Source organism: Pseudoalteromonas sp. SR44-5 (assembly GCF_014163675.1).
Taxonomy (GTDB): Bacteria; Pseudomonadota; Gammaproteobacteria; order Enterobacterales; family Alteromonadaceae; genus Pseudoalteromonas; species Pseudoalteromonas rhizosphaerae.
On the sequence record NZ_JACJDT010000003.1, the window covers coordinates 1 to 20,111 of the forward strand.

Below are 20,111 nucleotides of genomic sequence, written 5' to 3' on the forward strand. Positions count from 1 at the left end.
CCTAGAACCTAGAACCTAGAACCTAGAACCTAGAACCTAGAACCTCAGTCGCGATATAAAATCGCTGCTACGATTTTTTCAATATCTTATCTTTAAAGTCGAGTACTTTACCAATACCTGAGCCTAGCTTCATTAAGCTTTGTAGCTGTTCAGGGCTTAAGCGCTGTAGTTCTGAAGACCACTTAGTGACGGTTTCGAGTAGATCATGAATTTCATGCATTTGTTGCTGGGCAAACTTTTCATCGTCGTTGGTTGCAGGCTCTAGCAAATTATCTCTGAGTAAACTGAGAGTAGGGTCAATCTCACGCTTTTTACGCTCTTCAAATACGCGGTTTGCCATATCCCAAATACTGCCAGCGGGTGCGTAGTATTCTTTTCTGTCACCTGGAATATGCTGCACTTTAATTAAGCGCCAAGATTGTAATTCTTTGATACCCATACTGACATTACCGCGAGATATACTCAGGGCGTCGGCGATTTCGTTCGCTGTCATTGGCTCTTTGGTTATGATCAATAAACCACACATTTGGCCAATGGTGCGATTAAAACCCCAACGACTGCCCATTTCGCCACAGTGCATTACAAAGGCAAAGTTCTTATCTGATAGCGTCATTGCTTCTCAAGTTTCAATAAATAATGAAATTAATGCTAGCACGCTGAATATGTTTAGCAAGATTTACTGAGCAATACGCTGAATTTTCCTTGGCTGAATCAAGCCTATGGGATTATGTGTTGGTACTAATAGTCGTTCTTAGTCGTTCAGAACAAGTTATATCACTAAAGTTTGATTTAGATTAATTTTTGCTCATCTAGAGTCGCGTAAGGTGTACACTAATTTACGACAACTAATTTCTTAACAACTACTCAATAACAACTTCGCAACAACAAGGAACGAGCAATGAAAGCAGCCGTTAATAGTACTTACAAAGGCAAATTAGAAATTTCAGACTTACCCATTCCAACCGTTGGAGTCAATGATGTTTTAGTTAAAATAGCCGCATGTGGTGTGTGTCATACTGATTTACATGCCTGTCATGGTGATTGGCCAGTAAAGCCTAAAATGCCGTTAGTTCCAGGGCATGAAGGTGTTGGAGTGATCGAACAGCTGGGTAGTAATATTACTCATTTGGAAATTGGTGATCGTGTTGGCATTCCTTGGCTATACAGTGCATGTGGTCATTGTGAATTTTGTTTAGAAGGTAAAGAGACCTTATGTCTTTCTCAGCATAATACGGGTTACTCAGTTAATGGTAGTTACGCAGAATATTGCTTAGCTGATGGGAACTATGTTGTAAAGATCCCTGAAGGCTTAGGTTTTTCAGAAGCTGCGCCATTATTTTGTGCCGGTGTTACAACCTATAAAGCGCTAAAAGTGTCAGGTGCTAAGCCAGGACAATGGGTCGCTATTGTTGGTGTAGGTGGGCTTGGGCATCTTGCGGTGCAATATGCAAAGGCAATGGGCTTTAATGTAATTGCAGTGGATACTGGTGTTGAAAAACTGGCTTTAGCAAAAGAGTTAGGTGCAGATATCACACTGGACTTTAAAGAATGTGTGCCTAGTGAGGCTATATTTGAGCAGGTAGGGGGCGCACATGCTGTGGTATGTACCGCTGTATCCAAGCCGGGGTTTGAGCAAGCTTATAAGAGTGTTCGCCGTGGTGGAAAATGCGTGTTAGTTGGTCTGCCTCCAGAGGATATGCCGTTGCCTATTTTTGATACTGTACTCAATGGTGTTGCTGTTGTTGGCTCAATTGTTGGCACACGTAGAGATTTACAAGAATGTTTAGAGTTTGCTGCACAGGGCAAAGTTAAAGCAATTATTGAAGAAAAACGTCTTGAAGATATCAATGACATATTTGACGATATGCTCAAAGGTGAAATTAATGGCCGTATAGTAGTCACTATATAAAGTTAAAAAAGCGCACAAGCATTTTGTGCGCTTTTACAGCTTATAACTTAAAGCTTATAGCTCAAAGTTAGTTTCGCATTGCGTTCTTCGCCTGGCATACCACCTAAAAACATTGCTTTTGAGTAATAAACTTTATTAAACAAATTATTTAAATTTAGCTGTAAGCCCCATTTATCAGTGTTATAACTTAACGCAGCATCATAAATAGTATAGCTTGGTACATAACCATCAGGAATGCCGAATGATGACGAGTTAGTACTACGGTCATCCACGTACTTAACACCTGCACTTACTTTTAGTGGCTGGGCTAGTTCAAACCACTGAGCACTGTATGTTAACCATGTGCTTGCTGTTACATAAGGCACACCTTTTTGACGGGCAGCAAATGTGCTCACATTAGGGTTTTTCTGATCACGTGCATCTTGATAAACACCATTGATATTGACCTTCCATTGATCATTTAAATAGGCATTTAAATCAAGCTCAACACCACGGGTTTTTTCTTCACCATCAAAGTAATTTTTTGGTACCGATGGATCTGGCTTTGTATCATCATAGGCAGGGTTTACATATTCTAAGTTAGTACGTGCAGTGTCAAATACCACTAATGAGGCGAGTACCTGATCATCAAAGGCTTTTACTCTTATACCTAAATCAGTACTAAGAGATTGCGCATCATCACGGTCAGCTTCATTGCCTGAAACAGAGCCTAAAACGCTATACGCAGTGCGACCCTTCGAATGATTTATAAATATAGACAGGTCATCAGTCGGTTTGTATGTCGCGCCTAAATTATAGGTTAAACCATTATCCGAGGTACTTGCTTCTGGCGTCGCAGCAGCGGCACTGGCCCGGTAACGTGCATCAACACCTAAATGTTCATATTTTTGAGTAATTTCGTTGTATGCAACACCAATACGGGTTGTGAAGCTGTCATTGATATAAGCAACATGTTGCAGTCCTAAGCCCCATGCTTGCACTTTTTTACTATAGTTACTGGTTTTAAGCGGATCATAGTCGCTAAATTGCCCGTCTGACCAAACCGGTGTACGAATATCTAGAATATAGGGTAAAGAGCCTTGATAGGTTATATCGCCATTTTTATCTTTGAGAATATAGTCTTTATCCCAAATAGAATACTGCGTGAAGCGTATATCGCGGTCTTCATAATTAGCATTGACCAAAAATTCGTTTTCTATATCACCTAAACTAAAGTCATAGCGTAAATCTGCAAAGTATTGCCATGACTTTTCATCGGCCTCTACTTGGCGATATTCTTGACGGCGTGCAGCAAATGGATAAAGTACATCATCAACTACCAATGGCGCACGAGGGTCTTGATTTATGACGCCATTTTTTTGCCGCCAATAAACATAATTATAGGCGCCTGTTTGACGTGCAAAACTTGACTCATAATTACGGTATTGCAGTTGTTGGTTTAAAAATAAATTGTCAGTTATATAGTAATTATGAGTAAGTTTAAAGCGTAACTCTTCACCTTCGTTGTCTTTTGCCATGGGTGAGATAATACCGCGATGACCAAATTTATACGGTGTTAAACCATCAGACGCTGCAAGTGAATTCGCTAATTGTTGGCGCTGCGCATCAGATAATTGCAGCCCAGCAGTGGTTGGATCATTGACTAAATCATCCGCAGCCACTTGGCCGGCGGTTTTGCCATTTACCGACTGCGCATTATAAATACGGATAGGGTGGCCAATTGAATCAACTGCAATGGCATCTTTAATATAAGCGGCTGAGATCATAATATTTTGGCGGTCATTAAACACATATTTTAATGCGCCGTAGATTTCATCGCGGTCATCTTTTAAATCACGGTAGCCATCACTACGTGCTGTTTTTGCATTAACTCGGTATGCTAGATTTTCGGTAATTGCATTGGTGCTATCAATTGATAATGAATAGGTATTCCATTGACCAATTTCCGCTTGTACGTTGTGCTGCTCGGTAAACTGTGGCTTTTTTTCAATCAAGTTAATTACGCCACCTGCGCTGCCCATGCCATATAAACCAGTGGCGGGGCCTTTTAATACTTCTACGGCCTCCACATTGGTTAGTGATCGAGTTGGATTGAATGTGTTTCCTAGGCCCGCACCGCCATACATACCATCATAAGTATAATTTGCACCAAGGCCACGGATCACTAAATTGTCGCCAATTCCGTAGTTATTACCTGCTTGGGTTACACCACTGATATTACGGGCTAAGTCTTGTAAGTTATCAACGCCTTGCGAGTTGATAAGCTCTTGATCGACGATAACAATAGGCGCAGGTGTTTCCATTAACGACATATCAGACTTTGTTGCTAAACCCGAATTTAATACAACATGATTTTGCTTTTGATAAACCGTGATGCGTTCAAGATCGGATTGTTCGGCCGCAGTTGCATTATATGCTGTTAAACAGGCTAGGGTAATTAGAGAGAATTTATGCGTTGTCATAGTCATTACCATTAAAAAATTTTTCGTAATGATAATGTGTGGCATTTGTATTTCAAGTTTTAATTATCTAAAAAAGGCAATTATTTAAACCTACCCCAAGCTGCTTACCTTTTGCTTTCAAAATATTAATATATTAACAACGTATTTAGTTAGCTGTTAGTTTAACCCTTGCTTAATGATGGAGTTAGCTTAACGCTAACTCCACACATTTATTTATAAGCAACACCTGCTTTCATCACAAATGCTACATTTTCTAGCAAGGTTATGTCTTGCAGTGGATTGCCTTTAACGGCAATGATATCTGCTGCAAAGCCTGTTTTAATTTGCCCTAGTTGATTTTCAACTTTTAACAGTTTTGCGCCATTAATCGTTGCTGCTTGAATAGCCTGTAGTGGCGTCATGCCAAACTCAACCATTCTCGAAAACTGTTTTGCATTATCACCATGTGGGTAAATTGCGGCATCGGTACCAAATACCATGTTGACACCCGCTTTTACGGCACGGCTAAAGCTGTCGCGTTGCTTTTTAGATACTTGGCGCTCTTTTGCTAGGTTTTCTTCGGCTACACCATTTTGCTCACCAAACGTGAGGGTATACTCAGTGTTATAAATATCCATTGAAAACCAAGTGCCGTGTTTTTTTGCCAGTTTAATTGCTTCATCGTCAACAAAACTGACATGTTCAACACTGTCTACACCGGCTTTAATGGCTGCGGTAATACCACTGGTACCATGTGCATGTGCAGCAACCGTTAAACCGCGCATATGTGCTTCATCAACAATGGCAGTTATTTCTTCTAATGAATACTGTTGAATACCTACTTTTGTGCCCTTAGAAAATACTCCGCCAGTGGCGCAAAACTTAATAACATTGGCACCGTACTTGATGTTTTCGCGTACTTTTGCACGAACAGCCCATGGGCCATCAGCCACACCTTCGGCAGTGTATTTCATTTCAGGAGGTAGACGGTTGTTGTCACAGTGACCACCCGTTACACCCAAAGAGGGACCAGCAGCCCAGATGCGTGGGCCAATAATATCGCCTGCATTAATGCCGTCACGTACTGCAATGACACTGTAACCTTCGGCGCCCACGTTACGTAAAGTTGTAAAGCCCGCTTTTAAGGTTTTTTCTGCAAAATAGGCCGCTTTAATCGCTTTACGTGGCACTGACTGACCGATACGTTCACTACGAGGGACTGTTGGATCGCTGGTTAAGTGTACGTGCATATCCATCAGGCCAGGCAGAATGGTTAACTCGGGCAACTTAATATGGTCATCACCTTGTTGTAGGGTTGGCATGGTGCCACTACTGATTTTAGTAATGATACCGTCATCAATTTGAATAAGCGGTGCATTAATAAGCTTGCCATTATTTACGTCTAGCATTGCTTTAGCACTAACGTACGTTGTTGCTTGTGCGCTAAAAGCGCTGACACACAGTAAGCCCAAAGGGACAGAAAGTGATAATTTATTCATTTATTTTCTAATTTTTGATTATTTTATATAGCAATGTAGCAAGCAGTTTTTAGGCTGTAAACAAAACGCGATAAGTATCGTATTTTCTTTATTTAGCGATTTGAAAGCTGCATACTTGCGCTAACTTCTTATACTCAGGGATCATTATGAAAAAATTTAAGTTAACCTTGCTTGTCGCTGGTGTACTCAGCGCTTTGTCTGCGTGTTCAAATACGGCTAATAATAATTTAAATAAGCCACAATCAGCATTAACAAGTGAAACTGCCAGCGCAACAACACAACAATTAAATAGCTTGGTTGAGCAGTACTTTGTGGATTCGTTGCAATTTAGCCCTCTTGATGCCACTTATATTGGCTATAACCAATACAACAACCAATTTACAGCACCGATTACCGAGCAAAACCGAGCTCAGCAGCTTGCTTTTTATAAAGATTATCAGCAACGTTTAGCGGCGATTGACCAGCAGCAGTTAACCGGTCAAGCCTTATTAAGTTATGAAATACTGGCACGGGATTTAGCATTAACAATCGAAGGTTTTCAATTCCCGAGTTACTTATTACCAATTAACCAAATGTCTGGCGCTCACAATACGTTTGCAGGCTTTGGATCGGCGCAAAGTGCGCAGCCATTTGCAAGCTACCAAGATTATGAAAATTTCGTCGCGCGTGCTGAAGGTTTTGTAAGTTGGTTAAGCAGTGTGCAAGATGCTATGCAGCAAGGGGTAAATGAAGGTATTGTTTTACCAAAGCCATTAGCTGAAAAGTTATTACCGCAATTTCAAGCGCATATAGTTACCAGTGCAGAACAATCTTTATTTTATAGTCCGATAAAGCAGCTTCCAGAGCAATTCACAGCAGCGCAAAAGCAACAACTCACTGACCAATATAGTGCACTTATTATGGATAAGTTGGTCCCAGCGTATACAAAAATGAGCGAGTTTTTAGCGACCACTTATATACCAAATAGCCGTGCAACAGTAGGTTATAGCGATTTACCAAATGGTAAAGCATGGTATGAATACCAAATAAAGAAAAACACCACCTTGAGTTTATCTGCTGATGAAATTCATGAAATTGGTTTAAAAGAAGTATCGCGTATCCTTAATGAAATGAAAAAAGTAAAGGAAACCGTTGGTTTTAAAGGCAGTTTAAGTGAGTTTTTTACTCATTTACGAGATTCTGATGAGTTTTATTTTGATACACCTGAGCAATTAATTGCGGCCTATGAAGCCGTAAAGTTAAAAATTGACGCGCGTGTGCCTAAATTATTTAACATTGCCCCCAAAGCTGATTACGTTGTAAAAGCGGTTGAAGATTTTCGTGCTGAGTCTGCGGCAGGAGCATCTTATCAATCACCTGCGCCGGATGGCTCTCGTCCGGGAATTTTTTATATTAATACCTTTAATTTAAAAGCGCAGCCTAAGTTTCTACTCGAAACATTGTCAATCCATGAGGCAGCCCCAGGGCACCATTTTCAAATCGCCTTACAGCAAGAAGTTCAGTCATTACCTGAGTTTCGAAAATTTGGTGGTTACACAGTGTTCGCCGAAGGTTGGGCATTATATGCTGAAAGCCTAGGTAAAGAATTGGGTTTATTTACCGACCCATATATGTGGTATGGCCGTTTATCTGATGAGCAATTACGCGCTATGCGATTAGTGCTCGATACAGGTTTCCATGCTAAAGGCTGGACTCGTCAACAAGGTATTGATTACATGCTGGCTAATTCCTCAATGGCTTTAAGTGATGTAACCGCAGAAGTTGAGCGCTATATAGCTTGGCCAGGACAAGCATTGTCGTATAAATTAGGGCAATTTAAAATTCAAGAACTGCGAGATTATTGTAAACAAGCATTAGGTGATAAATTTGATATTAAAGAGTTTCATACGCAAATTTTAATTGATGGTGCTTTGCCGATGCCAATACTAGAAGCGAAAATTAAACGTTGGGTTGATACGCAGCGCTAACTTTTAAACTTGAAATAGCGCAAAGCTGAATGTAGCTTTGCGCGCGGTGCTCAATTAAGCTAAAATGCGCGCTATTAGGGGCACCGAGTTATACCATGTTTGAAAACCAATTTTGGCTTGAGAAATCACTTGAGCAAATGTCACAAAATGAGTGGGAAGCCATTTGCGATGGCTGTGGAAAATGCTGTTTAAATACCTTTATAGACAGCGAAGATGAAGATGAGTTTACCGCCACAGATCAACTTCGCGATGGTGAAGAACTCATTTTTACTAATATTGTTTGCCAATACTTAGATAATAATACGTGTGGTTGTAGTGAGTATGAAAATCGACAAACATTAGTCCCGTCATGTGTAAAATTAACTAAAGAAAACCTCGACAGCATTTTCTTCATGCCGCAAAGTTGTAGTTACCGCCGTTTGCACGAAGGCCGTGGTTTAGCGTCTTGGCATCCACTAAATAACGGTGGCAGCAAAGAACTAATGCATACATTGGGTATTTCTGTAAAAGACAAAACAGTAAAAGATTGTGATGTAGCTTTAGATGACTTTGATCTGTATGAAGCAGATTGGCCAACGAGGGATTGCGATTAATGACTGCGAAGATTGGTTTGATCAATCCTAAAAGCCCCTCTAACGTTGGCGCAGTGTTAAGAGCTGCGGGTTGCTATGGGGCTGAACAAGTATTTTTTACTGGCACGCGTTATTTAAATGCTAAAAAGTTTCATACCGACACAAAAAATGTTGCTGAACGCATCCCCCTGACTTGCGTTGACGATTTAGCAACAGCAAAGCCCGCAGGTGCGACTGTTGTGGTGATTGAACTAATAGAAGGTGCAACCCCTTTGCCTGAGTTTGTTCATCCTGAAAACGCATTTTATATTTTTGGCCCTGAAGATGGCTCTATTAGCAAAGATGTACTGAACTGGTGCGATGAAGTGGTGTATATCCCCACAATCGGTTGTATGAATTTAGCAGCTACCTGTAATGTGGTTCTTTACGATCGACAAGCCAAACTCGGTGGTGTAGAAAGTTCTGATCAAACGATTATTCAAAGCCGCGACACCAATAATAAAATGATATGGCAGAAATAGTACAAACTGAATTAAACAATTGAAAAAGGGGCAATTAATGCCCCTTTTTTCGTTTAATTCCAAAAAAGTTATTACTTTTTAGTAATTTTGATCTCTGAATTAATAACAATCCCTTCATCTTTTATATCTGTTGCAAAATACACAGACATTGTTTGATTTTTTAATTGTTCAAGTTCTTCCGGGATCACTTGTCCTGTCATTTTAAATACTTCGATGACAGGAGTCATTAATGATTTCAGATCAACTGCGGTATTTAAAAATCCATTTTTTTCAAGTGCTTGTTCTGATAATGTATTTGCAATAGCCGCTGATTTTTCACCAGTGAATAAAACAATATGCTTTCCTTTTTTAGCTAACCTTATATCAAGGCCAGCAGGTAAAGGATAAGGAATTGCAGCATTGACACTAATTGCATCGCCGTTTTCTGGTATTTCAAGCTCCGCTAATGCGGGTAAAAATCCTTTAGCAGTAAAAAGTAAATTATCAGGATCTGTCGCAGAAAGTGTGATTAGCGCGTCTAAAGCTTTTAGTTGTGGCAGTTGATTTGCATCGGCTCCTAAAGCAAGATCTTGAATACTTACACTGACACCTTGAATACCATTAGCCATAGCGGTCATCATTGATAGTGCAGCTAAATTTGAGTCTTGAGTTTGTTGCTGTAAAGCAACAAGAGGTGCACACTCAAATTCAGCTTTTTTAAATGTACTTGAGAGTATATTTAAAAGCGGTGGAATTTTTGAAATATCCGCACCATAAGCAACGCTTAGCATTTGCCCGTCAAGTTTAGTTGTATGCTCAGGAACAAAACCCCGCACAGATTTTAATGTTTTAATAATATCTGTAGCAGTGCTTTGGAAAATAGCATCTGCTTTAAAATGAGCATCAGAGTTTGTTACTTGTATGTACGTGCTACCGGTTACTGATGCAGGCCAATAACTAACAAGATTGGTAATGTCATTTTGGCACTGTGGTGTTCTAGCTACCTCTAAAGCATTTGGATCACCCAATTCTTTTAATAGTTCATCAAGCATTTCACCTAGGCGTGATGGTGTTCTAGCGGTAATAGCATTAGCAATCTCAACATGGTCTATATACGCAATAGAGTGGCCATCAAATGAATAATTAGTAATATAGTTTTCAAGTTTAGCGGTTTGCGTTAATGATTTTGTTGGTTTATCAATTGCTAAAGCAAGACGTAAATCTTTAATTGTATTAAGTTTTGTATCAAACGTGATGGTAGCCCAGTTATCTTTAACAGACACAATTAAGTTTAATGTAATGTCATTTTCAAGTACTAAAGGGTACGTGTTGTAGTCAACACCTTCGATGGTTTGTGTTGTGAAGTTAATTCCCGCTTTATCAGCTGAGCTATTAATTGTATTAAATAAAGCTGTTTCATCTTCAAGTTGATAGCGTAATACTGGCATTAGACCAATTGTATAGGCTAGAGCTTTATAATCATCGGCGAATCCCCAGGCTGCTTTTAGTGTTTCATAAGATGACAATGATGTTTGATATTGATCTAATAGAGACGCTAAAAACTGTGCATTGTTATCGTTACTTGCCGCTAAATTTTCGATCAATGGCGTAAAATCGTCAGCACCTTTCATTTGATCTGGAATCAAATTGAAATATTTACTATAGGGAAATGGTTTTAGCTGACCATAAAATAAAGCAGTATCAGCAGGGACGTAATCAAGTTGAGCAAGTTCTAATGAGGCTGTTGAACTGTCAGTTTGTGTATAGATTATTGCACCCGCCGCTACAGCAACTGCGCAACCAGCAAGTAGTTTGGTGTTCATTTGGAAATTCCTTTTTTGTATCAGTACCAAGCGGTACGTTCTGTAGTATTTATGTTTTGTAAAACGATATCATAAAAGTGCGTAGCCTAGCGAGGAAAAGCACTATTAGTGTTGGTTTTAGTGAGGGCACGGTATTTATATAAAATTATTAATTTTATATAAATAATTTGTTGTTTAAACGCAAAATTATCGAATGTTGTTTGTTGTTATGTGACTATCTTACTTCATAATAAAGATAGATGGGATTAGCATGAATAATCTTTTTTCTCGAAAAAGTATAATTAATTATATTGCAGTACTTATAAGTTCAGTTTCATTAGCTGCTTGCACCTCAAGCGAAGTGCCATTAGATCCTATTGTAGGAGACACGGGGCAAGTTTTGTCAGATATTGCGTTAAGTAGTGATGTGAAGTTTTATGATTTAGAGTTAGAAGTTTTTCCTACGGATAAAAAAATAGCCGGTATTGGTAAAACCTCATTTTTAATGCTTAAAGCAAACCAATATGTAGAACTAAAATTAGACAGTCGATTTAATATCAGTGATGTAACTGTAGCTGGAAAGAGCGCAAGTTATAAAAGGCTAGGTGGTATTATTACGATTAACTTAGGGGAAGTTAAAACGCCGGGTGAATTGGTTGATGTTGCAGTTCAATATTCAGGGAAGCCACATATTGCGAACAATGCGCCATGGGAAGGTGGCTTTGTATTTGATAAGTCGTCTGATGGAAAACCATGGATTGCAACGGCAGTACAAGGAGAAGGGTGCGATTTATTTTGGCCCTGCAAAGATCATTTTAGTGATAAAGCGGATTCAATGCGTATTCGTTTAACTGTTCCTAACGGTCTTAGTGCCGTGACTAATGGTGTGCTGCAAGATGTCAAAAAGCTGCAAAATGATAAGGTACAATTTGATTGGCTGTTATCTGTTCCCGCCAGTGATTATAATATAGCCTTAAATATTGGTAACTACGAACGTATTCAAAAATCATATACCAGTATTAATGGTACACAGGTACCTATTGAGTTTTGGGTCTTACCTGAAAACAAACAAAAAGCAGAGGATTTGATCGATTTTGATTTGATCAATCAAATACAATTTTTTGAAAGTCATTTAGGTCCTTATCCATGGGGGAATGAAAAGCTAGGCTTTGTTGAAACACCTCATTTAGGTATGGAACATCAAACGATTAATGCTTATGGAAAAAAGTATAAACGTGATGAAAATGGCTATGATTGGCTACTACAGCATGAGTTAGCACATGAGTGGTTTGGGAACTTAATGACCCATGAGAGATTAAATGATGCCTGGCTTCATGAGGGCTTTGGTTTTTACATGCAGCCTGCTTACAGCTTAAATAAATTTGGCAATGCCGCATATAGCTATACGATGTACAAATCGTATTTGGGGTTAAAAAATTGTCAGCCAGTTGTTCGTGAAGGAGAAGTTACTTCTGATGAAGCATTTAACTCGGATATTTATGGTAAAGGTGGCTGGACGTTACATACATTACGTTGGTTAATTGGAGAGCAGTTATTCTGGCGTGCAACACGAGAATTATTGTATGGTATCGATAATACCTCAGACATAAAGTATCCAATAAAACCACGATATCGTAATACAGAACATTTTATTGATATTGTAAACAAACTAACAGGTGATAATTATAATTGGCTATTCGATATTTATTTAAAGCAAGCTGAGCTACCAATCTTAAATAAACGACAAGTGGATGGAGTTATTACACTTAACTGGGATGTGAAATCTTTAAATAATAAGCCTTTTCCTATGCCTTTACCTATCTCTATCAATGGTAAAGAGGATGTTTATTATCCGCAAGACGGAAAAATTATTTTAAATATCAATCCAGATGATCACGTAGTCGTTGATCCTGATATGAAGGTTCTTCGTTACTTACCTATTATTTCTAAATGTAACAAAAAGCAGGATTAATACTTTGCGATTGATACCACAGTAAATTGATATTTACTGTGGTATCAATCGTCGTGAGTAACTCTGCTGTTACGTGTTTCAAAAATACGTGTCACGTTAGTAACTATTTGTTACGGTTGTATATCAATGCGTGGATCGTTCCAATTTAATTTTTGTGATTTTTTTATACTAATGTGTAGAATCACACACAACTTGTTAATGGAGTGAAAATCACGTGAGTGAAATAAATATAAATAAAACGTTTGTCACTGAGCAGCCGCAGCAAAATAATAATTACCTGTTACCTTTGACTGCAATGACAACTCTATTTTTTTTATGGGGTTTTATCACAGTACTAAATGATGTACTGATCCCGCGTTTAAAAGGGGTGTTTGATCTTAGTTATACGGAAGCGATGTTAGTGCAGTTCTGCTTCTTTGGTGCTTACTTTATTGTTTCTTTACCCGCGGGGATATTGGTTAAGAAATTTGGTTATAAAAATGGTGTGCTTAGCGGTCTTATCGTGGCTTCTATCGGCTGTATGTTATTTTATCCTGCAGTGGTCGTACATGAATATTGGCTATTTTTAACCGCATTATTTGTACTAGCCGGTGGTGTCACCATTTTACAAGTATCGGCTAACCCTTATGTTGTGGCGCTTGGGCCTGAAAAAACAGCTTCGTCACGGTTAAATTTAGCGCAAGCACTTAATTCATTAGGAACGACTATTGGGCCCTATGTTGGTGGCATTTTGTTCTTTGGCGCAGCAGGCTCATTGACTGCATCTGCGGCGACAGCAGAATCGGTAAAAATTCCTTATTTAATGCTTGCTGCAGCACTGCTTACTATTGCTGTTGTGTTTGCATTTTTAAAATTACCTGAAATCAAATCACACAAAGAAGAACTCGATTGCAAAGCAAAAGGTCATTCTTTAACGCAAGCCCCGCATTTAGTTATGGGGGTGTTAGGTATCTTTTGTTATGTTGGTGGTGAAGTGGCAATAGGTAGCTTTTTAGTTAACTTTTTCGGTGAAGCTCATATTGCAGGGCTCGAAGAGCATACCGCTGCCGCATTAATTGCCTATTATTGGGGCGGGGCGATGGTAGGGCGCTTTATTGGCTCTGCTGCATTACAAAAAATTGCACCATCAAAAGCAATTGCTTTTAATGCATTTGCGGTCATTGCGTTACTTTTAATTACAATCTTCACTGAAGGTGACGTTGCTTTGTATGCTGTGCTGTCGATTGGTTTATTTAATTCTATTTTGTTTCCGACAATTTTCTCAGTCGCTATTCAAGGGCTAGGTTCATTAACCAGTAAAGGATCTGGTTGGCTTTGTTTAGCGATTGTTGGTGGTGCATTAGTACCGTTAATTCAAGGCGTTGTTGCTGATGCAATGAATATTCAAGTTAGTTTTATTATCCCAGCACTTTGCTATTGTTTTATCGCTTGGTACGGGTTGAATGTTGTAAAACTTGCGAGCAAGTGGCAACAAAAAATAAACTAAGCTAATAGTAAAACCTCTTTAGATAAATGCATTTGCAGCACTGTAAATGCATTTATTTTCTTATTATTCTCAATGAATCAATCGCACTCTAAAGTAAAACCTCGCAGTTTAGTTCATTACAAAATAACGACGGATATGCACTGAATACGTATTCAATAGCTATTGTTTATAAAAATCACTGGAACCTTCCAATTTTGAGTTTGTTATTTCTTCGGTGCAATTACGACATTGACTGTCTTTACTTATCGATTAATTACTTTATGAATTTGTTATAGGAGTAAGCGCTAAACTAATTTTTTTACCATGCTTTATTATTGTTTTTGGCTATAACATAGCAACTGTTGGCGATAAGATAAGACAAATAGCGTTATTTTTGTTAAAAAGTAGTTAGCTAACAACGATAAAAAAAATAAATAGGTGTGTCATGCAAAGCTCGCTAAAATTTACCACTAAGGTAACTATCGCAGCATCTGTGGTATTAGTGTTGGTGCTGGGGTTATTTACCATCAATAACTTTATTTCAATGCGCTCACAAACGCAGCAGCAACTGTCTCTAATATTACAAGAAAGCTCTCAATCGGTTTCACAAAATATTGCTAATTGGCTCAATAATAAATTAGCAATCGTTCAGTCTGTTGCGAAAACGCATCAGCAAAATGACACTAAGGAATTAACTCTTAGCCAACTCAATAGCGCAGAAATGGCAGGTAAGTTTAAAAACACCTATATAGGCAAACCTGATGGTACTTTTGTACTCAATGATCAAACTGTTGTATTACCTGCTGATTATGATGCCACAATCCGTCCTTGGTATAAGCTGGTAGAAAATAAAACCACCACAGCGTTTACGACTCCTTATATCGACGTAACCACCAATGAGCTAACTATTTCAGCGGTTGCGCCCATTTTAAATAATGGCCGTTTTAGTGGTGTCGCAGGTGCCGATATTGATATGCAAACCATTACTCAAATAGTCAACGAAATTGATTTTTTAGGTTTTGGTTATGGTTTTCTATTAGACAGTGACGGTCGTATTCTAAGCCATCCAGATATCAAACTAAACGATCAGAGTATGGCGAAGCTGTTTGGTAAAAACCTTGCTTTAAAAGCTGAGTTTGTGGAGCAAGAAATCGCTGGTATTGATCATCTTGTATCATTTACACATATCAAAGGTATTGAAAATGTAGATTGGTATTTAGGTGTGGTGATCAACAAAGATATTGCTTATTCATCAGTGGCTTCATTTAGAAATATGGCTGCGATATATATGTGTTTGGGAGTTATCGCGACGATATTAATGATGCAATTTTCATTGCGTTATTTGATGCGGCCTATGCAGCGTTTAAACGATGCAATTAAAGATATAGCCCAAGGTGAGGGGGATTTAACTCGTCGTTTAGAGATTGAAAACGATGACGAATTTGGTGAACTGTCAGGTTATTTTAATGCCTTTATAGATAAAATTCATACCTCAATTGACCAAGTAAAAACGACCACGGTTGAACTGGAACGTTCAGTGGAAAGCTTAGTTGAGCAAACAGAGTCAACGCTAACGATGTACAGTGACCAAACTAAACGCACAGACAGCGTTGCAACAGCGATTAATCAGCTGTCATCAAGTGCGATTGAAATATCAAGCAGCGCAAGTCATGCATCAACCCTTGCTACTGATGCGAATACACAGTCAGTACAAAGTCAAAGTACGTTAAATGATAATATCAATGCCATTGGTGTGTTATCGCAAAATATGGAACAAGCACAACAAATTATTAGTAGTGTTGCTGAACACTCTGCAAGTATTGGTCAAGTACTCGAAGTTATTAAAGGAGTCAGCGAGCAAACGAATTTACTTGCACTTAATGCCGCAATTGAAGCCGCTCGTGCCGGAGAGGCTGGTCGTGGGTTTGCCGTTGTTGCAGATGAAGTGCGCCAGTTAGCTCACCGTACTCAGCAATCAACCCAAGAAATTGAAAATACCGTTAGCCAATTACAGCAAGGTTCAGGCAGTGCCGTTGCGGTTATGAAAGCCAGTTTAGTTGAAAGCGAAAATACTGTAAAACAAGCGCAAGCAGCCGGTGAGCAAATGGCAGGAGTAACCAAAGCTATAAAAGCAATTGATGATGTAAATCATAGTGTTGCAAATGCGACCACTGAACAAAATCAGGTAATACACTCTTTAGATAATGATATTCATACAATTAGTGAGTTATCTCAACAAGGTCAGCTAAACTTAAATAACACTTTAGCTGAGTGTACTCGTTTAAAACTGCAATTTGATGAACTTGAAAAAATGGTGCTACGTTTTAAAGTCTAAATGCAATCAGCGATAACTAAAAAGATAAAATAAATGATGCCGGAATCACCTGTAAGCCAAGGATGAAGGGCTAAATAACGTTGTTTCCAGTGAACAGTAACAGGCCAATAATGAATAATAGTCAGCTTATATATGTGTACGACCCAATGTGCAGTTGGTGTTGGGGTTTTCAAAAGTGCTGGCAAAAAATCCAAGACGCCTTAGCGAATGAAGTTGATATTATTTATAAAGTAGGTGGCCTTGCTGCTGATTCCGAACAGCCAATGCCAGTAAGTATGCAACAGTTTTTACAACAAACTTGGCAGCGTATTGGCCAGCAAACCGGTGCTAAATTTAACTTTGATTTTTGGCAAAACTGTCAACCACGCCGCAGCACTTACCCTGCATGTCGGGCGGTGATTGCAGCACGTTATTTTAATAAAGAGCGGGTTATGCTTGGTGCAATTCAGCAGAGTTATTATTTATCGGCACAAAACCCATCGGATCTTAATACACTCGTTAGCTGTGCACAGCAAATAGGTATTGCTGCTGATGAGTTTTTAGCTATATTGCAAAGTGAACAACTTGAACAGGCGTTTCAACAAGAGTTAGCGTATGTTCAGCAGTTACCTGTGCAGGGTTTTCCATCGTTAGTTCTTTGTCATAAACAGCAGTACTTTGCTATCGCCGTAAACTATACCAACGCAAATGCTGTGCTCAGCACCATTCATCGTATACTTGCCGATTAATTTATTTAATCTCACTTCACTCATCATTAAAGCGTACACGCTTGTTAAATATTAAAAACTATTGCTTTATCTAACGTAAAAAGCTGTATTTATGGCAGTTGTCATAAAAAGGACTTTTTAGCGCAACACCTCTGTCATTTTTCACCTATAGAATCTCGTTCATTGATATTAAGCAACTAGCAAATCCGCTAATTTAACGAGTAAAGGTGTATGCGATGAAAGGCGTTAAACCATTGATATTAGCTAGTATTGTAGCCATGAGTGCAACAGTGCAAGCAAATGATTTAAATAAGGTTATCGATAAAAGCAGTGAAATTAACCAATCAGCTGTGCAATCACAAACAAAAATAGACAAGATTGCAGACTCTATGCAGGGTCGTTTACAACAGTTTAAAACCCTCAATAAAGAAATTGATGGTTTAACGGTTTATAACGCACAACTAAGCAAACAGCTTAGTAACCAAATGAGTGAAATGGAAGCCATTAACTTATCTATGGATCAAGTGTCTATTATTGAACGTCAAATTACCCCATTAATGCTACGCATGATCACAGGCCTTGAGCAATTTGTTGCTCTTGATGTGCCGTTTCTAACCGATGAACGTGAAAAGCGTTTAGCGTCATTAAAAGACATGATGAACCGTGCTGACATTAATTCAAGTGAAAAATTCCGCCGTGTTTTAGAAGCGTACCAAGTTGAAGTTGATTACGGCCGTACCATCGAAGCCTATACCGCGTTATTAGATGTTGATGGTCAAGAGCGTGAAGTCGATTTCTTACGCATTGGTCGTTTAGAACTTATTTACCTTACTCGCGATGGTAAAAAAGCAGGCTCATGGGATACAACAAGCAAACAGTTTGTTGCCCTGGATGACTCAACAATCAGCCAAATTAGTAAAGGTTTACGTATTGCACGTAAGCAACTTGCCCCAGATATGTTAACACTGCCAGTACACGCTGCGGATTAAGAGGTTAAAATGAAACTTTTTACAAAAATGACCAAAATTGCTTTATTTGGTGCCACCCTTGGTTTTGCGGGCAACAGCGTTGCTGCTGAAGCTATGGATTTAGACTCGTTATTAAAAACACTTGAGCAAGGTAAAACACAGCAATCAGCACAAAATAAACAACGCGAGCAAGAATTTGCTGCACGTCAAAATGAACAAGTGCAAATGCTTAAAAACACTCAAGCAAAACGTAATCAAATGCTGGTTGAGTCTGAGCGTCTTGAAACACAGTTCGAAGAAAATGAAGTAAAACTTGCTAACCTAACCGATACATTATCTAAGCGTATGGGTTCATTGAAAGAACTTTTTGGTGTGCTGCAACAAGTGGCTGGCGATTCAAGTAATAAATTTGCAACGTCAGTAGTGTCTGCACAGCTACCTGGTCGTGGTGCTTTTATGGATGAATTGGCTCAAAAAATGGGCTCGACTTCTAAACTTGCATCAATCGAAGACATTGAAAAAGTATGGTTTGAACTGCAACGCGAAATGACTGAGCAAGGCAAAGTGTCACGTTTTACAACAGATGTAATTGTAGAAGGCGGCAACAAAGCTAAACAAGAAGTTATGCGAGTGGGGGCTTTTAACTTAATTTCAGAAGGTAAGTACCTTGATTATAACACCAGCACTAATACGTTAAGCGAGCTTACCCGTCAGCCTGTTGGCCGTTACACCTCAACGGCGAATGATTTACAACAAGCTAAATCAGGCACTGTACAATTTGCGCTTGACCCAACCGGTGGCTCTATCCTTGGTTTATTGGTACAAGCACCTGATACTTCAGAGCAAGTACATCAAGGTGGTGCAGTAGGTTACGTTATTTTAGGCGTTGGCTTACTTGCTTTAATTATCGCTATTGAACGATTTGTTTCATTGATGCTAATGGGCAGCAAAATCCGTCGTCAACTTAAAGACTCAGTGCCACGTGATGACAATCCACTTGGTCGTGTAATGAAAGTCAAAGATCAATACCCAGATGTAGCATACGACACCTTAGAGCTTAAATTAAGTGAAGCGATTTTACGTGAAATGCCAAAAATCACCCGCAACTTAACGCTCATTAAGATTATCTCGGTCGTTGCTCCATTGTTAGGTCTTCTTGGTACGGTGACCGGTATGATCAATACCTTCCAAGCAATCACCTTGTTTGGTACAGGTGACCCTAAATTAATGGCTGGTGGTATTTCACAAGCGCTTGTTACTACGGTACTTGGCTTAGTTGTGGCAATCCCAACAGTATTTTTATACACCTTATTGAATACCCGCTCTAAAAACTTGCTGCTTATTTTGCAAGAACAAAGCGCAGGTATTATCGCTGAGCGTAGCGAAAAGGGAGCATAACCCATGGTGCTATTGATTGACTCAATCAATGCTATCCGTGATTTTCTCGACACTGGTGGCCAAGTTCTGTTGGTCATCGGAGTGTTAATCTTCGCGATGTGGTTATTGATACTCGAGCGATTTATTTATTTCTTTAATGGTTTTCGTAGTTACAAACATGCAGTGAAAAGTAGCTGGACTTCTCGTATTGAGCGCAACAGCTGGAATGCAGAGCAAATCCGCCAAGCGACAATTTCCCGCGCTGGAATGAAGTTAAATAGTAACTTAGCGTTGATCAATGTGATGGTTGCCTTGTGTCCGCTGCTGGGGTTACTCGGTACGGTAACAGGTATGATAGAAGTGTTTGATGTGATGGCGATTACCGGAACGGGCAGTGCGCGTTCAATGGCATCAGGTGTGTCGAAAGCGACTATCCCGACAATGGCAGGCATGGTTGGTGCGTTATCTGGTGTATTTGCTTCTACGTACTTGCAACGCAAAGCAAAGCGCGAAGTAGCCCTACTTGAAGACAGCATGGTTTTAGACCATTAAACAACAATTTTTAGTATGTGGCGAAAGCCACATACAATCAGGAGA

Annotated in this window: 15 protein-coding genes; 11 read left to right on the forward strand and 4 right to left on the reverse strand. The window is 39.2% G+C overall.

Features of this window, described 5'->3' with window-relative positions; all coding sequences use genetic code 11:
* Positions 1-67: 67 nt before the first annotated feature.
* Complete coding sequence (locus tag H5154_RS02150) at positions 68-613, reverse strand: GbsR/MarR family transcriptional regulator (RefSeq protein ID WP_169018523.1); 546 nt, start codon at positions 611-613, stop codon at positions 68-70.
* 285 nt (positions 614-898) lie between these two features.
* On the opposite strand from H5154_RS02150, the gene adhP reads away from it, so the two are divergent.
* Positions 899-1,909, forward strand: a complete 1,011-nt coding sequence (gene adhP / locus H5154_RS02155) for an alcohol dehydrogenase AdhP (protein WP_182717234.1) — start codon at positions 899-901, stop codon at positions 1,907-1,909.
* A 47-nt stretch (positions 1,910-1,956) separates the two neighbouring features.
* On the opposite strand, the gene H5154_RS02160 is transcribed toward adhP, so the two are convergent.
* Positions 1,957-4,371, reverse strand: a complete 2,415-nt coding sequence (locus H5154_RS02160) for a TonB-dependent siderophore receptor (protein WP_182717235.1) — start codon at positions 4,369-4,371, stop codon at positions 1,957-1,959.
* 209 nt (positions 4,372-4,580) lie between these two features.
* Positions 4,581-5,849, reverse strand: a complete 1,269-nt coding sequence (locus H5154_RS02165; RefSeq protein ID WP_182717236.1) for an amidohydrolase family protein — start codon at positions 5,847-5,849, stop codon at positions 4,581-4,583.
* 146 nt (positions 5,850-5,995) lie between these two features.
* Between H5154_RS02165 and H5154_RS02170 the strand changes: the two genes are divergently transcribed.
* From H5154_RS02170 to H5154_RS02180, 3 genes are all read left to right on the forward strand, one after another.
* Positions 5,996-7,816, forward strand: coding sequence for a DUF885 family protein (locus H5154_RS02170; protein WP_182717237.1), 1,821 nt, complete (start codon positions 5,996-5,998; stop codon positions 7,814-7,816).
* Positions 7,817-7,911: 95 nt separating this feature from the next.
* Positions 7,912-8,409, forward strand: a complete 498-nt coding sequence (locus tag H5154_RS02175) for a YcgN family cysteine cluster protein (RefSeq protein ID WP_149980241.1) — start codon at positions 7,912-7,914, stop codon at positions 8,407-8,409.
* On the forward strand, positions 8,409-8,909 hold the full coding sequence (locus H5154_RS02180) for an RNA methyltransferase (protein ID WP_024605233.1): 501 nt from the start codon (positions 8,409-8,411) through the stop codon (positions 8,907-8,909). The genes H5154_RS02175 and H5154_RS02180 overlap by 1 nt, the downstream gene beginning before the upstream one ends.
* A gap of 71 nt (positions 8,910-8,980) precedes the next feature.
* On the opposite strand, the gene H5154_RS02185 is transcribed toward H5154_RS02180, so the two are convergent.
* Positions 8,981-10,711 carry a hypothetical protein gene (locus tag H5154_RS02185; protein ID WP_182717238.1) on the reverse strand — a complete coding sequence of 577 codons (1,731 nt, stop codon included), beginning with the start codon at positions 10,709-10,711 and terminating at the stop codon, positions 8,981-8,983.
* Between the two features lie 250 nt (positions 10,712-10,961).
* Between H5154_RS02185 and H5154_RS02190 the strand changes: the two genes are divergently transcribed.
* The 7 genes from H5154_RS02190 to H5154_RS02220 all read left to right on the forward strand — a co-directional run bounded on the left by H5154_RS02190 (position 10,962) and on the right by H5154_RS02220 (position 20,066).
* On the forward strand, positions 10,962-12,662 hold the full coding sequence (locus H5154_RS02190) for a M1 family metallopeptidase (protein WP_182717239.1): 1,701 nt from the start codon (positions 10,962-10,964) through the stop codon (positions 12,660-12,662).
* 214 nt (positions 12,663-12,876) lie between these two features.
* Positions 12,877-14,148 carry a sugar MFS transporter gene (locus tag H5154_RS02195; RefSeq protein ID WP_149980243.1) on the forward strand — a complete coding sequence of 424 codons (1,272 nt, stop codon included), beginning with the start codon at positions 12,877-12,879 and terminating at the stop codon, positions 14,146-14,148.
* A 424-nt stretch (positions 14,149-14,572) separates the two neighbouring features.
* Positions 14,573-16,462: a methyl-accepting chemotaxis protein gene (locus H5154_RS02200; RefSeq protein WP_149980244.1), complete on the forward strand. Its 1,890-nt coding sequence runs from the start codon at positions 14,573-14,575 to the stop codon at positions 16,460-16,462.
* Positions 16,463-16,572: 110 nt separating this feature from the next.
* Complete coding sequence (locus H5154_RS02205; protein WP_182717240.1) at positions 16,573-17,190, forward strand: DsbA family protein; 618 nt, start codon at positions 16,573-16,575, stop codon at positions 17,188-17,190.
* Positions 17,191-17,405: 215 nt separating this feature from the next.
* Positions 17,406-18,158: a DUF3450 domain-containing protein gene (locus tag H5154_RS02210; RefSeq protein WP_182717241.1), complete on the forward strand. Its 753-nt coding sequence runs from the start codon at positions 17,406-17,408 to the stop codon at positions 18,156-18,158.
* A 9-nt stretch (positions 18,159-18,167) separates the two neighbouring features.
* Entirely contained in the window at positions 18,168-19,535 is a 1,368-nt protein-coding gene (locus H5154_RS02215; protein ID WP_145235582.1) for a MotA/TolQ/ExbB proton channel family protein, read from the forward strand.
* A 3-nt stretch (positions 19,536-19,538) separates the two neighbouring features.
* Positions 19,539-20,066, forward strand: coding sequence for a MotA/TolQ/ExbB proton channel family protein (locus H5154_RS02220; RefSeq protein WP_182717242.1), 528 nt, complete (start codon positions 19,539-19,541; stop codon positions 20,064-20,066).
* The last annotated feature ends 45 nt before the right edge of the window (positions 20,067-20,111 follow it).